A 14,391-nucleotide genomic window follows, 5' to 3' on the forward strand; every position below is an offset into this window, starting at 1 on the left:
GTCCGAGTCTTGCTGTTCGTTCCGCCCTCTCCGTTGGTGAGGGCGCAGGGAAAGCCGGGTGCCGATCGCACCCATGGGCCCCGAGCAAAAGGGTAGAAAGCTCGGGGGTAGGACCACAGGTGTAACCGGAGCAATCCGGCTTTCCCTGCGCGATGGGTTACGGCTTATACGTGCTCTCCCCGGCGAGACTGGGCTTTGTTGTCACCGTCTTCGCGACGCGCAATTGCGCAATCCGAAAAGACACCTACCGCTAGGGCGTCAGGCCTGCACGACTTCGCCGTCCGCCTTGCGTGCTCTCGTCAGGCCACGCGCAGCGTCCACCGCATCTCGACCCGCGTTCGTGACGACCGCGAAGCGCCCCTCGTGTCGGGCGAGACCGGCAGACCATACACCGAGTTGCTCTTCGGATAAAGCGAAATATTTTTGCTGCCGAGGCTTGACGGGTTTTTACTGAGTTGCCCGTCGGGCAACTCAATGACACGCGCGCGTGAGGAAGGCACCGGCGGAAGGGCTCCCCCCCTTGCGGGGTAGGGCTATCGCATATGGCCGAGGGTCGAGAGAAGGAAGTCGTTGTTCCACCTGGCTTGGAGCATTTTGTGGCTGATGCGCGCGGGGCCGGGTGTCGCCTGCAGAGCATTGATGGCCAGCTTGCGGATAAGAGCAAGATTTTCCGCAGCGTGATCCTTGCGGCTGCGGCAGGCATCCTCGTCGAACAGAACGTCGAGGACCCAGTGCAGGTTGTTCTCGATGCTCCAATGAGCGCGCACGGCCTCGAGCAGCTTTTTGGCCGACAGCAGGCGCGATGCCAGGAAGTATCGGACCGTGTGTTTGACAGCCTTGCCAGAGTTGGCGCGCCAACTGTCGATGCGACCGACTGCGGCGATGGCGGGGAAGCCGTATTGTTTCGCCAACCGAGGCGCCGGCGCGACGAGGGCCTGTCGGCGCTCGACGCGGCCGTGGGCGGTGGCTCTTCGTTGACTCGCTCGCGCGGGCTTTCGGGCTGTGTCGACCAGCGTCTTGGCGGCCTTGAACAGCCGGCCACGATTGCTCTTGATGGCCAACACGTAGTGCCCCTTTCGGTCGCGGATGGCCTGCGCGGTGTCGGGCCGGCAATGCAAGGCATCGGCGGTGACAAGAGCCCCATCCAGATCGAGCAGGGCGAGGACTTCGAGAGCCCCGGCAACCTCGTTGCGGTCGGGAGCCTTTCTCTGAGCCAGCGCCATGCGAGTGCCTGCGGCCCAGACATTGACCATATGCAGCGGCGTGGCCTGCCGACCTCGTGTGTAGGCTCCGCGCAGCGCCTTGCCGTCAATGCTGACCACCCCTTTGACGCCGAAGCTCTTGCTGAACTTGCGCAAAACCGCTTCAAGCCCCTTCGGGTCCAGAGCACGGAAGACATTGCTGAACGTATCGTGGCTCGGGATGCCGTGCTCGAGCTTCAGGAAGCGCCGCAACAGCTCCTCGCGGCCTTGGCCAAAGAACTCGAACTCGGTGCAGGTCTTGGCGCCAGCCAGCGTCGCCGCCAAGGCGATGACGAGGATCTCCACCAGATCATGTCGGGTGTTGCTAGCGCGCGGGTCCTTGAGCGGTCGAAACAGGCGCTTGAGCTTGCGCATTCAGGGCTCCCTCGGGAATCGAGAGACACCCAAAGAATCCAGTTCCAATCGCTTGGCAACACCCCGCTAGCGCCATATGCGATTCCCCTACCTTGCGGGGGAGGGTTGGGGAGAGGGGTGCCACACGGCGTGAGCTCTCCGAAGACCTCGCAACGGTAAGGAAGCAAATTGCAAGGGCGTGCAGTCCATCGATCACCTCGCCCGGGGCCACCCCTCTCCCCACCCTCTCCCGCAAGGGGAGAGGGAGCCTGAGAGCGTGCTCACCTCACGCAGCAGCGTCGCGCTACCCCCTACCCCTTCGGCGGCGCCAGCGGCTGCACGATTTCCTGGAACGGCGGCAGCGCTTCGCAGCGTGCGGCGTGGGCCCTGAGCGCCGGATAGCGCGCGTCGAACAGATGCGGATGCGCCTCGCCGGTGAAGCGCAGCGCGCAGGCCACCGCAATGTCGGCATGGCCGATGCGATCGCCGCGCCAATACGGCGACGGCACCGCCGCGCGCTCCTGCTCCAGCACCGCGAGCACGCGCGAGATCTGCCCCTCGCAGCGCTCGACCCACAGCTTCAACTGCTCCTTGCGCAGCACGCGCTCGTAGACCAGGCTCACCGCCTTGTCGGCGAGCCCGGTCGCCAACGCCGTGATGCGCAGATGCCGGCGCCGCTCGATGCCCGAGCGCGCCAGCATCGCCTTCTCCGGCCCGACCAGCTCGTCGAGATAATCCAGGATCGCGCTGCTCTCGATCAGCGCCTGGCCATCGTCAAGCACCAGCGTCGGCACCCGCTGCAGCGGATTATAGGCCGCCACCTTCTCGGCATCGCCGAAGGTCGACCACGGCTTGTGCTCGAACGGCAAACCATAGAGCCGCAGCGCGATCGCGGTGCGACGGACAAAGGGCGAGTCATACTGGCCGATCAGGAACATCTGTCATCTCGTCGGTCATGCCGCGGCAGGCCACTGCGCTCGAAAGCAGGGCCTTCGAGATGTAGCGGCCAAGCCGAGGTCAAAGGTTGCGCTTTGCACCATCCTAGATGGCCTGCGTCGCGTTGCAACCGGATCATGATCCGATCTGCGTGACGAGCTACCCAATCACCGGCACATGCCTCGCCGCATCGCGCGGCAATTTGCCGTCGAGCCTCGGATCATCCGCGACCTCGATCTGGCGCAGGAACGGGCGGAAGCCGGAGCGCTGGTAGAACGCGACCGCGGAGGGATGATCGAAGGTGCAGGTGTGCACCCAGAAACGACCAATGTCGCGCGACCAGGCGAGCTCCTGCGCGCGGTTCATCAGGAAGCGCGCGGCGCCGGTGCCGATGAATTTTGCGGTGACGCCGAAATAGAGCAGCTGGCATTCGCCCGATACGCTGAAATCGAGCTCGAGCAGGCCTTCGTCATGGCCATCGACGACGAGCCCATAGAGCTCGATGCCGGGCCCGTGGATCCGCGAGGCGAGATCGGCGTCGTCGAGCCCGGTGCGGGTGAACCACAGCCACTCCTCGCCGACGCGACGGTAGAGATCGCGATACCAATCGAGCGCCGGCGCAGCGACCTTGCGCAGGCGCCACGCGCCGGGCGGATCGTCGCGCAGTGCCGGCGGCTCGTGCATTTCCAGATGGGTGACGACGGCGGCGATCTTGCCGGGAGGGATGTCGGAGTAGCCGTCAGGCAGCATTCAGCGACCTTTGTTTGCAGATTGCCGGCCGGAGATATCTGCATGTCGCGGCGGATGCAATGCGACCGCTTCGCTTGCCCGGGACGACGGCGAAGTGTTGGCCAGCGCCCTCGCCTTTCACTCCCCCTCGTCGCTCGCCAGCACGCCCTTCACCGCGCGGGCCCAGCCGGCGAGCTTGCGATCGCGCGTCGCCTCGCTCATCGCCGGACGGAAGCGGTGCTCGAGCCGCCAATTGTCGGCGAATTTCGTGGGCTCCGGATAGACGCCGGCGTCGAGGCCAGCGAGGTAGGCGGCGCCAAGCGCCGTGGTCTCCTGAATCATCGGCCGATCGACCGGCGCGTTGAGCAGGTCGGCGAGCCGCTGCATGGTCCAGTCCGATGCGGTCATGCCGCCGTCGACGCGGAGCACGGTGTTGGCGGCGTTCGCCTCCGGCCAGTCGGTGCGCATCGCGGCCCACAGGTCGAAGGTCTGGTAGCAGACGCTCTCCAGGGTCGCATGCGCGAGCTCGGCCGGGCCGGTGTTGCGGGTCAGGCCGAACAGCGCGCCACGCACCCGCGGATTCCAGTACGGCGCGCCCATGCCGACGAAGGCCGGCACCAGATAGACGCTCTGCATCGAGTCGGATTTGTCGGCGAGCGGCCCGGTCTCGGCGGCATGCTTGATGATGCCGAGCCCGTCGCGCAGCCACTGCACCGCGCTGCCGGCGACGAAGATCGAGCCTTCCAGCGCGTAGGTGCGCTGGCCATTGAGCTGGTAGGCGATGGTGGTGAGCAGCTTGTTCTTCGAGGCCACCGGCGTGGTGCCGGTGTTGAGCAGCGCGAAACAGCCGGTGCCGTAGGTCGACTTCATCATGCCGGGCTCGAAGCAGGCCTGGCCGATGGTCGCGGCCTGCTGGTCGCCGGCAATGCCCGAGATCGCGATCGGGCCGCCGAACAAATCAGCGGTGCTCTCGCCGAACCGGGCGGAGGAATCCTTCACCTCGGGCAGCATCGAGCGCGGCACGCCCAACAAATTGATGAGGTCGTCATCCCAGGCGCCGGTGTGGATGTTGAACAGCAGCGTGCGCGAGGCGTTGGTGGCGTCGGTGGCGTGCACCCGGCCGCCGGTGAGCCGCCACAGCAGATAGCAGTCGACCGTGCCGAACAGGAGCTCGCCGCGCTCGGCGCGTTCGCGCGCGCCGGGCACGTGATCGAGGATCCAGGCGACCTTGGTGCCGGAGAAATAGGGGTCGATGATCAGGCCGGTTTTCGCCGAGATCGCGGGCTCGTGGCCTTCGCTCTTCAATCTGGCGCAGATGTCGGCGGTGCGGCGGTCCTGCCAAACGATGGCGCGGTGCACGGCCTGTCCGGTGGCGCGGTCCCACACCACGGTGGTCTCGCGCTGGTTGGTGATGCCGATCGCGGCGATGTCCCGCGCTTTAAGCCCGGCCTTCTCCAGCGCCTCGCGGCACACCATGACCGTCGAGGTCCAGATGTCCTCCGGCTCGTGCTCGACCCAGCCGGAGGCCGGGAAATGTTGTGGAAACTCCTGCTGTGCGACGGCGGCGATGGAAATGTCGCCGCGAAACACCATGGCGCGCGACGATGTGGTGCCCTGATCGATGGCCAGCACGAAAGACATGAGCGTTTCCCTTGGCTTGGTAACAGGCGCCAAGGGAGCGGATTACCGCGGCGAGGTCAAGCTGGGGGGCGCGGCAAGTGTTAAACCCGTCATCCCCGCGCAAAGGCTTCGCCTTTGTCGCTGGAGGAGCGCGTAGCGCGTCTCGAAGGATGCACGGCTCGGCCACCAGCGGGGCCGTCGACCCTTCGAGACGGCCGCTACGCGGCCTCCTCAGGGTGACGGGACTAAGGGCAAGGCCCGATCACATCGGCCGGTAAGTGCGCACGTCGGCCGGGACGTTGACGCCGATCTTGATCGCGCCGACCGAGCGGATGATGTCGTCGCCGAGCAGCTGGGCGAAGCAGGCGTAGCCCCAGTCGTTCATGTGCAGGCCGTCGGCGATGACGAAATCGTCGATCGGGATCGCCTGTTTCTCGTGCCAGTCGCGCATCACCTCGAAGCGCGGGAAGATGCCGACATGGCGCAGCGCGGCGATGCGGCTGAGCAGCTTGACCATGCCGCGCGCGCTTTCGGGACGCTCGGTGACGCGCGGCGAATATTGCGGATCGACCAGCACGAGATCGGCGCCGTCGGCCTGGATGCGGGCGACACCGTCCTCGACCTGCTTTGCGGTCTCGGTGGGATCGAGGTTGCGCAGCACCGCATTGGTGCCGACCTGCCAGATCACCATGTCGGGATGCATGTCGATCACTTCGGTCTGCAGCCGCTTCATCATCTCGGGCGCATCCTCGCCGCCCTTGCCGCGATTGAGCACGGTGATGTCAGCCGACGGATACTGCCGGCGCAGCTGCGCAGCGAGCCGGCTCGGATAGGTGAATTCCGGCGCCGACGAGCCGTAGCCCTGGGTCGAGGACGAGCCGAACGCGATGATCACGACCGGCTTGCCGGCCGCGAGCTTGGCCGCGACATGCGGCAGCGAGCCGGTGGTGTTCGGCACGCCAGTGGGTTGATGACAGGGCACGCGGTGGAAGATGTCGGAGGCCGACTTCGCAACCTGCTTGACCTTGTCGAGCGCCTTGGCGGCGACGCCCGGCTGCTGGTCGGATGTATCGGCGGCCATCACGGCGGGCTTCACTGAATCAGATCTTGCACCCTCGGCCTTTGGAAGTTCAGCCTTGGCACCGGGCGCCAGCGCGGCGTGCTGGCCGGCCTGGCCGGTCTGTGCGCGCGACGGCCCAACCGCAAGCGGCGCCAGCAGCGCCAGCACTGCCGCGGCGCACAGGCTCCGCGGCAGCGACGCGCGAAAAGGGAAGGCAAAACGCATCACAACTCTGCTTCCTCTAATTCTGCTGCACCGGGCCCAGATGGGCCGCATCGATCACGAATTTCGCAAGGGCGCGGCCGAGACAGGCGTGAACCTTCTTGGCCAGATCGACACCATGCGAGGTGCTGAACAGGTCAAAATATCCGGCGTCGCTCCACTGCTTCATGATCGCGAACCGGTCGAACAGCGGAACGTCGTGCTGCTGCGCCACCACCTTCATGTTGTCGAGATATGGCGGTGCAGAGATCATCGTCTCCGTACGCGGGCTGTATTGCAGGTTGACCAGCACCACGTCGGTCCCGGCGCCCCGCAACGCAACAACGCCGTCGTTGATGGCGGTACGAAAATCGTCAGGATCGACTGCTCGCATAGCATCGACCGTGCCGGTCTGCCAGATAACCAAAGTAGGCTTTTTTGCCTCAACAAGCTTAACAAGAGTTCCTGCGGTCTCCTCGGCGGTGTTCTTTCCCTGTAATTCTACGGATAGATCGATGGTCGCCGACGGAAATGCCTCTTTCAGCGCCGCCTGCAGCTCGGCCGGATAGGCGCTGGCCTCGTTGCCGGGGATGGTCGAGGAACGGCTGCCGACCACCAGCACGCTGAGCGGCCGGTTGGTCTTCACCGCATCGGTGACCTTCGGCAGCGAGCTCTCGCTCGTCAGCAGGTAGGCCGGCACGTCGCAGGGCGGTGCCGGCGGTGCCGGCTCGGGGTTGTCGCCGGCGCGCGCGGGCGCTGCCGCCAAACTGGCGGCCAGCAGCAGCAGGCCCAGCATCGTCCGCGCGGACTTCATGCTCCTCCTCCCGCCAGATCGGCGTTGCCGACAGCACCTTTTTTCGAGGCGCCTTTGTCGGCGGAGTGCTTGTACCACGAGATAATCCACGCCATGCCGCACATGATGAGGATGCCGCAGATGCTGATCAAGGCGTGCAGTGCGGCACCGCCGGACACCTCGGCAAGCACGAAGTGACCGGCAAAGGCAAGGAATACCCCGAGACAGAATATCTCAAGCGAATGCTGGCCACACAGGATCAATGGTCGCAGCCAGCGCGATTTCAAGCCCGGCCAATCCCGGGGCAGGAAGCGCACCGTGAGGGCTGCGAGCGCCAGGAAGTGCGCGAACCGCAACACGTCCAGGTCGGTCTTGTTGATCGGATACATCCATTGCTCGATGAGCTTCGGCATGATGTGGCCGAGCTGCGGCACGTACCAGGTCAGCGTCACGAAGAACGCCGCAACCAGATAGACGATGCAGATCCACATCGTGATGTTCGACGACAGGATGCGCGACATCCGCCGCGCACCGCCGAGCGCGCACCAGGCGCCGAACACGAACAGCAATTGCCAGGCGAACGGATTGAACGCCCAGAAGCCGTTCGGATAGGCCGACAGATACAGGTCGAACTGCCAGGTCAGCGCGTAGAGCAAGACCGACAGGCCGAGCGTGACGTCGGGCTTCCATTTCATCAGCCACAGGATCAGCGGCAGGAACAGCATCAGCACGATATAGAGCGGCAGCACGTCCATGTTGACCGGGCGGAAGCGCAGCAAGAGCGCCTGCACGATGGTGACGTCGGGCTGCTTGAGGAAGTCCATGATCCCCATCTCTTCCGAGTAGAGCGGGTTCTCGAACGAGGTCGCCACATAGGAGATCTCGGCGAGGAAGATCGTGAACAGGAAGACATGCGCGACATAGATCTGCCAGACCCGGCGCAGGATGCGCGCGGTCGCGATCACGACGCCGCCCTCCAGCATCGCCCGGCCATAAACGAAGGCCGCGGTATAGCCGGAGATGAAGATGAAGATCTCGGTTGCGTCGGAGAAGCCGTAATTGCGGATCGTCAGCCAGGTCAGAAGATTGGTCGGCAGGTGATCGATGAAGATCAGCCACAGCGCGAGCCCGCGGAACAGGTCGAGCCTGAGCTCGCGCTCGCCGGTCACCGGCAGCGTGATCGCGGGCGCGGCGACCTTCGCCTTGACCTCGCTCTTGGCGTCGCTCTTGGCGTCGGCCGCCGGCGAACCGGCTATGGGATCGGCAATCGAGCTCATCAAACACCGTGTCGGTCGCGGACGCCCCGCCTGCCCAGCCGAAAAGATCATATCGGTCCGCGACTTCCCGAGAAAGCCTTGCCGACCAGGCGCGCGGCGACATGCGGCCGCGCCTTAAAGCGGAACTATGTTGAAACAAGGATGAACGGTCCCGGCCTGGACCGGCTTTTCAGGGCCCGGCAGGCAATTGGTTCCGGCTGACCAATTCGCTATGATAGGCGCCAGTTTGCGCATGATCCAATCGAAAGCGGATTTTGCACTGAGACCATCGGATTGAGCCGCATGTATCGCGCCGTTACCCGTCAGATCGAAGTCACCGTCGAGCCCAACTTCATGCCGGAGCGCTCGTCGATCGATCGGCGCGAATATTTCTGGTCGTACAGGATCGTGATCGTCAATTCGAGCACGGAAACGGTGCAGCTGCGGACACGGCACTGGATCATCACCGACGCCACCGGCCGCCGCCAGGAGGTCCGTGGCGAGGGCGTGGTCGGCGAGCAGCCGGTGCTCGCGCCCGGCGAGCGCTTCGAATACACCTCAGGCGTGCCGCTGCCGACCGCCTCTGGCTTCATGACCGGCAGCTACCAGATGGTGACCCAGGGAGGCGAGCGCTTCGAGATCGACGTGCCGACATTCTCGCTGGACAGCCCGAGCCCGGATGGGAAGCGGGTGTTGAATTGACACCTGCGTAGCCCGGAGAAGCCACCGGGTCGCGCGAACGCGCGCCGGATGAGTTCCGCGCAATCCGGGGCGGCTCCAACCCCGGATACACCTGCCCCGGATTACGCTTCGCTCCCTCCGGGCTACGATGACTACGATTTTTGCTCCACGCCCGCTTCCTGCGGCGTGAATTCGTACACCGACGAGCAGAACTCGCAGGTCACGACGACCTTGCCGTCCTTGACCATCTCGGCGCGATCGTTCGGCGCAAAGCTCTTCAGCATCGAGGACACCGCATCGCGCGAGCAGGAGCACTGCGCGCGCAGCGGTTGCGGGTTGAAGACGCGGACGCCGCGTTCGTGGAACAGGCGATACAGCAGCCGCTCGCCGGAGAGATCGGGATCGATCAGCTCGACATCCTCGACCGTCGAGATCAGCGACTGTCCCTCGACCCAGGCGTCGTCATCCGGCACCGAATGCGCGGCCGTGCCCTCCGGTGCGTCGCCGGGATGCAGATCGGCCTGCTTGGCGCGCTCGGGCGCCTTGGGCAGGAATTGCAGCAGGATGCCGCCGGCGCGCCAGTGCAGCTTGCCGCCCTCGCCGCCGCGCATCTCCTCGCCGACGGCAAGCCGCACCCGGGTCGGGATCTGCTCCGAGCGCAGAAAATATTCGTGCGCCGCCTCTTCGAGGCCGCCGCCGTCGAGCGCGACCAGCCCCTGGTAGCGGCTGGTGTTGGAGCCCTGATCGATAGTCATCGCAAGGTGGCCCTTGCCGAGCAGCTCGCCCGAGGTCTGCCCCGGCTTGAGCTGCGCCGCGTCGTAGCGCGCATAGGCCCGCAGCCGGTCGGGCGCCTGGAAATCGACGATCAAGAGCGACACCGGACCTTCGGTGCGGGTCTGCAGGATGAAGCGGCCCTCGAACTTGACGGAGGAGCCGAGCAGCGTGGTGAGTACGATCGCCTCGCCGAGCAGCTTGCCGACGGCCGGCGGATAATCGTGCTTGTGCAGGATCTCGTCGAGCGCCGGGCCGAGCCGGGTCAGCCGGCCGCGCAGATCCAGCGCGCCGACCTCGAAGGCGAGCACGGCATCGTCGACAGGAACCGAAGACGGCGCGCGAACCGGCGCCTCGGTGGTGATTTTGATGTCGGGGGATTGTGAAATCATGGCGCTCTATCTGGGGTCTCGGACCGTGAAATAAAGGGGTTCACTCAACGAGGGATCGTCGTCCCGGCGAAGGCCGGGACCATAACCACAGGATTTTGTCGCGGCACAAGGTGTCTCCCCTCGTGCCTGTTTCGTTGGCCGCGGCGTATGGGTCCCGGCCTTCGCCGGGACGACAGTGTTGAAGCGGCCCTACGCGACTTCGTTAAAGCACCAGGCCAGAATGCCCTTCTGCGCATGCAGGCGGTTTTCCGCCTCGTCGAACACCACGGATTGCGGCCCGTCGATCACCTCGTCGGTGACCTCCTCGCCGCGATGGGCGGGCAGGCAGTGCATGAACAGGGCATCGGGCTTGGCGAGCGACATCAGCTTGGCGTTGACCTGATAGGGCCGCAGCACGTTGTGGCGGTGCTCGCCCTCCTTGTCGCCCATCGACACCCAGGTGTCGGTGACGACGCAGTCGGCGCCGCGCACGGCGGCTTCCGGATCGGTGCCGAGCATGATCGGGGCATTGGTCGCCTTGATCCACTCGCGCATCGGCTTCTTCGGCGACAGCTCCGGCGGGGTTGCGACATTGAGCTGGAACTTGAACCGCTCGGCGGCATGCGCCCAGGACGCCAGCACGTTGTTGTCGTCGCCGGTCCAGGCCACCGTCTTGCCCTCAATCGAGCCGCGGTTCTCCTCATAGGTCATGAGGTCGGCCATCACCTGGCAGGGATGCGAACGTCGGGTCAGGCCGTTGATGACGGGAACGGTGGCGTGGGCGGCGAGCTCGAGCAGCGCGTCATGGTTGAGGATGCGGATCATGATCGCATCGACATAGCGCGACAGCACGCGCGCGGTGTCGGCGATGGTCTCGCCGCGGCCGAGCTGCATCTCGGCGCCGGTCAGCATGATGGATTCACCGCCGAGCTGGCGCATGCCGACGTCGAACGACACCCTGGTGCGGGTCGACGGGCGCTCGAAGATCATCGCCAGCGTCTTGCCTTCGAGCGGCTTCCTAGCCTTCTCGTGCGCCTTCAGCTTCGCCTTCATGGCGGCGCCGGCGGACAGCATGTTGCGCAGCTCGGCGAGCGGCAGCTCGTTGATGTCGAGGAAGTGACGGACCGGCTTGCTCATTATCCGGCCTTCCTCGGCTGCGCTGCCGACAATGTCGCGCAGGCGCGCTCGAGCGAGACGATCGACTGGTCGATCTCGGCTTCGGTCACGATCAGGGGCGCCAGGAACCGGACCACATTGTCGCCGGCGCCGACGGTGAGCAGCTTCTCGTTGCGCAACGCGGCGATCAGGTCGCCCGACGGCACCACGGCCTTGACGCCGATCAAGAGGCCCTCGCCGCGCACTTCCGCCAGCACGCCGGGATAGCGGTCGACGACGGAGGCGAGCTTCTGCTTGAGCAGCAGCGACATCTTCTGCACGTGATCGAAGAAGCCGGGCTTGAGCATGACGTCGAGCACGGCATTGGCCGCGGCGACCGCCAGCGGATTGCCGCCGAAGGTCGAGCCGTGCGAGCCCGGCGCCATGCCTTCGGCCGCTTTCGCGGTCGCGAGCACCGCGCCGATCGGGAAGCCGCCGCCGAGCGCCTTCGCGAGCGACATCACGTCCGGCGTGACGCCGGTGCGCTTGTAGGCGAACAAATCGCCGGTGCGGCCCATGCCGGTCTGCACCTCGTCGAAGGCGAGCAGCAGGCCATGCTCGTCGCACAGCGCGCGCAGCGCCTTGAAGAACGCCTGCGGCGCCGAGCGGACGCCGCCCTCACCCTGGATCGGTTCGATCAGGATGCCGGCGGTGTGCGGGCCGATCGCCTTCTTCACCGCCTCGATGTCGCCATGCGGCACCTGGTCGAAGCCGTCCATCGGCGGGCCGAAGCCTTCGAGATATTTCGCCGAGCCGGTCGCGGCCAGCGTGGCCAGCGTGCGGCCATGGAAGGCGCCTTCGAAGGTGATGATGCGGTAGCGCTCGCCATGCCCCTTGGAGAAGTGATAGTGGCGGACCAGCTTGATCACGCCCTCCATCGCCTCCGCGCCGGAATTGCAGAAGAACACGAAGTCGGCAAAGCTCTGCTCGCACAGCCGCGCGGCGAGCGCCTCGCCGTCCGGGCTCTTGAACAGGTTCGACATGTGCCAGAGCATGGTCGCCTGTTCCTGCAGCGCCTTCACCAGATGCGGATGCGCATGCCCGAGCGCGTTCACCGCGACGCCCGAGGTGAAATCGAGATAGCGGTCGCCGTTGGTTGCGATCAGCCAGGCGCCCTCACCGCGCTCGAAGCCGAGATCGACCCGGGCGAAGACGGGGAGCAGATGCGACGAGGCGTTGGTCATGGCGTTCACTGCCGGTTTGAAGCCGACAATTGCCGCGCGCCTTGACGCCAGCGCAGCAACGGCCAGCTTCGGAAAACAAAACGGCCGCCTTTGCGGGCGGCACGTGGCGGGCATTCTATGCTGCGGCGGGTCCGTGTCAATCGCCAGGAGCCGGCCCTTTGCCGGGCTTCCTGCGCTGCCAAGCGAGCGCAATCCGGAGCATTCCGGTGCGGTGGAAAAGCCTCACAGCAATGCTTAACTTTCCGGAACATGTGGACGCACGGCCGCGGACTCTTGCGCCAGAGTCACGCCATATTGTAGCGTTTGGCCTGTCGGGTACGACATCTCGTGCGGCAGTACTGGACCCTCTAAGTAGCCTTTGTGTCTCGCGTAAACGTTCGGGCGCAACACCGCGCCCGGCGAGGGCTAAGGGATTCTGGCCGCAGGGATATTTGTCCAGATTTGGCTCGCAGCGCCGCTCCGATAACTGGCCGGCGCCATGCGAAAGGAAGAATGCGATGACGGTATTGACCTGGTCCGACGATCGCGTCGAGCAGCTGAAGAAGCTCTGGGAGTCTGGCCTGTCGGCCAGCCAGATCGCAGCGGAACTTGGCAATGTGACGCGAAACGCCGTGATCGGCAAAGTGCACCGGCTCGGCCTCTCCGGCCGCGCCAAGGCACCCTCCACGGCGGCGCCGCGGCAGCGCAAGGCGCGCCCCGCCCAGCACATGATGCGGGTGGCGCGCCCGGTCTCGCGCGGCAACACCGCGCTCGCGCACGCCTTCGAGGTCGAGATGGAGCCCGATCCGATCTCGTTCGACAATGTGGTGCCGATGAGCCAGCGGCTGTCGCTGCTCGAGCTCAACGAAGCCACCTGCCACTGGCCGGTCGGCGATCCATCGAGCCCGGAGTTCTTCTTCTGCGGCGGCAAGGCGCTCGCCGGCCTGCCCTATTGCGCGCATCACTCGCGCGTCGCCTACCAGCCCGCCGCCGATCGCCGCCGGCCGTCGGCGAAACCGCAGATCAAGTAGCACTCGGGAAAACTACGGAAGACCTGAAAAACAAATCCCCGCACAAGCGGGGATTTTTTTGTGGGGGCAAAGTCCGGAAGCATCACCAGTGTCGTCCCTGCCTAGTGCGCAATTGCGCACGGGGGCCGGGACCCATAACCACGAATGGGTGTTGTTAGAAAGCCGTCTGGCCGCTTGCCTATTGCGCCGGCCGCGGCGTATGGGTCCCGGCCTGCGCCGGGACGACGCCGTGTTGTGGCGTGTGATCGCTACGCAACCGCTACGGCTGCGGTTCGGCTTTCGCAAAGCGGTCGTCGAGCGCGTAGCCGGCGCCGCGCACGGTGCGGATCGGATCCTGCTCGCGGCCCGGATTGAGCAGCTTGCGCAGGCGGCCGATATGCACGTCGACGGTGCGCTCATCGATGTAGATGTCGCGGCCCCAGACGCTGTCGAGCAGCTGCTCGCGGCTGAACACGCGGCCGGGATGCTCGAGGAAGAATTCGAGCAGCCGATACTCGGTCGGACCGAGATCGATCGGACGGCCCGAGCGCGCCACGCGGCGCTTCTCGCGGTCGAGCTCGATGTCGCCATAGGTCAGGACGGTGGCGAGCCGCTCCGGGCTGGCGCGGCGCAGCAGGCCCTTCACCCGCGCCAGGAGTTCCGGCACCGAGAACGGCTTGACGATGTAATCGTCGGCGCCGGTGGCAAGCCCGCGCACCCGCTCGCTCTCCTCGCCCCGCGCGGTCAGCATGATGATCGGAAGCTGCTTGGTCTCGGGCCGCGCCCGCAGGCGGCGGCACAGCTCGATGCCGGACAGGCCCGGCAGCATCCAGTCGAGGACCACGAGGTCGGGAACGCGCTCCTTGAGGCGGGTATCGGCATCGTCGCCGCGCCCCACCGTTTCGACATCGTAGCCTTCGGCATCGAGGTTGTAGCGCAACAGCGTCGTCAGCGCTTCCTCGTCTTCGACTACCAGAATGCGTGCGCTCATCGGTCTAAATTCTCTCTCTGTGGTGATCCGTTGCCCAGACGCAAAACCGAAACGCCGTC

General features: G+C 65.6%; 14 protein-coding genes. 3 read left to right on the plus strand and 11 right to left on the minus strand.

The window, feature by feature from the left end:
- Positions 1–533: 533 nt before the first annotated feature.
- The 7 genes from ACVIW0_RS35515 to ACVIW0_RS35545 form a co-directional block, all read right to left on the minus strand.
- Complete coding sequence (locus tag ACVIW0_RS35515) at positions 534–1,616, minus strand: ISAs1 family transposase (protein WP_461351070.1); 1,083 nt, start codon at positions 1,614–1,616, stop codon at positions 534–536.
- Positions 1,617–1,906: 290 nt separating this feature from the next.
- Positions 1,907–2,533: a glutathione S-transferase family protein gene (locus tag ACVIW0_RS35520; RefSeq protein WP_461356577.1), complete on the minus strand. Its 627-nt coding sequence runs from the start codon at positions 2,531–2,533 to the stop codon at positions 1,907–1,909.
- A gap of 157 nt (positions 2,534–2,690) precedes the next feature.
- Positions 2,691–3,281, minus strand: coding sequence for a GNAT family N-acetyltransferase (locus ACVIW0_RS35525; RefSeq protein ID WP_461356578.1), 591 nt, complete (start codon positions 3,279–3,281; stop codon positions 2,691–2,693).
- A gap of 117 nt (positions 3,282–3,398) precedes the next feature.
- A complete protein-coding gene (glpK, locus tag ACVIW0_RS35530; protein WP_461356579.1) occupies positions 3,399–4,901 on the minus strand; it encodes a glycerol kinase GlpK in 1,503 nt (500 codons plus the stop codon).
- A gap of 241 nt (positions 4,902–5,142) precedes the next feature.
- A complete protein-coding gene (locus ACVIW0_RS35535; protein WP_461356580.1) occupies positions 5,143–6,165 on the minus strand; it encodes an SGNH/GDSL hydrolase family protein in 1,023 nt (340 codons plus the stop codon).
- A gap of 16 nt (positions 6,166–6,181) precedes the next feature.
- Positions 6,182–6,955 carry an SGNH/GDSL hydrolase family protein gene (locus ACVIW0_RS35540; protein ID WP_461356581.1) on the minus strand — a complete coding sequence of 258 codons (774 nt, stop codon included), beginning with the start codon at positions 6,953–6,955 and terminating at the stop codon, positions 6,182–6,184.
- The gene (locus tag ACVIW0_RS35545) at positions 6,952–8,211 is read right to left on the minus strand and encodes an OpgC domain-containing protein (protein WP_461356582.1); all 1,260 of its coding nucleotides are present in this window, start codon (positions 8,209–8,211) and stop codon (positions 6,952–6,954) included. The genes ACVIW0_RS35540 and ACVIW0_RS35545 overlap by 4 nt, the downstream gene beginning before the upstream one ends.
- A 282-nt stretch (positions 8,212–8,493) precedes the next feature.
- Here ACVIW0_RS35545 and apaG point away from each other — a divergent pair, with 282 nt between their 5' ends.
- Complete coding sequence (gene apaG / locus ACVIW0_RS35550; protein ID WP_461356583.1) at positions 8,494–8,892, plus strand: Co2+/Mg2+ efflux protein ApaG; 399 nt, start codon at positions 8,494–8,496, stop codon at positions 8,890–8,892.
- Between the two features lie 131 nt (positions 8,893–9,023).
- Here apaG and ACVIW0_RS35555 read toward each other — a convergent pair whose 3' ends face one another.
- The 3 genes from ACVIW0_RS35555 to ACVIW0_RS35565 form a co-directional block, all read right to left on the minus strand.
- On the minus strand, positions 9,024–10,034 hold the full coding sequence (locus ACVIW0_RS35555; protein WP_461356584.1) for an Hsp33 family molecular chaperone: 1,011 nt from the start codon (positions 10,032–10,034) through the stop codon (positions 9,024–9,026).
- A 189-nt stretch (positions 10,035–10,223) separates the two neighbouring features.
- On the minus strand, positions 10,224–11,150 hold the full coding sequence (argF, locus tag ACVIW0_RS35560; protein ID WP_461356585.1) for an ornithine carbamoyltransferase: 927 nt from the start codon (positions 11,148–11,150) through the stop codon (positions 10,224–10,226).
- Positions 11,150–12,352, minus strand: coding sequence for an acetylornithine transaminase (locus tag ACVIW0_RS35565; RefSeq protein WP_461356586.1), 1,203 nt, complete (start codon positions 12,350–12,352; stop codon positions 11,150–11,152). Before ACVIW0_RS35565 ends, argF begins: the two co-directional genes overlap by 1 nt.
- Here ACVIW0_RS35565 and ACVIW0_RS35570 point away from each other — a divergent pair.
- On the plus strand, positions 12,351–12,590 hold the full coding sequence (locus ACVIW0_RS35570; RefSeq protein WP_461356587.1) for a hypothetical protein: 240 nt from the start codon (positions 12,351–12,353) through the stop codon (positions 12,588–12,590). The two genes, ACVIW0_RS35565 and ACVIW0_RS35570, sit on opposite strands and share 2 nt — an antisense overlap.
- Positions 12,591–12,849: 259 nt before the next feature.
- Positions 12,850–13,362, plus strand: a complete 513-nt coding sequence (locus tag ACVIW0_RS35575; RefSeq protein ID WP_021076557.1) for a GcrA family cell cycle regulator — start codon at positions 12,850–12,852, stop codon at positions 13,360–13,362.
- Positions 13,363–13,621: 259 nt separating this feature from the next.
- Here ACVIW0_RS35575 and phoB read toward each other — a convergent pair whose 3' ends face one another.
- Complete coding sequence (gene phoB / locus ACVIW0_RS35580; RefSeq protein ID WP_016844067.1) at positions 13,622–14,332, minus strand: phosphate regulon transcriptional regulator PhoB; 711 nt, start codon at positions 14,330–14,332, stop codon at positions 13,622–13,624.
- Between the last annotated feature and the right edge of the window lie 59 nt (positions 14,333–14,391).

This window comes from Bradyrhizobium sp. USDA 4454 (genome assembly GCF_054822705.1).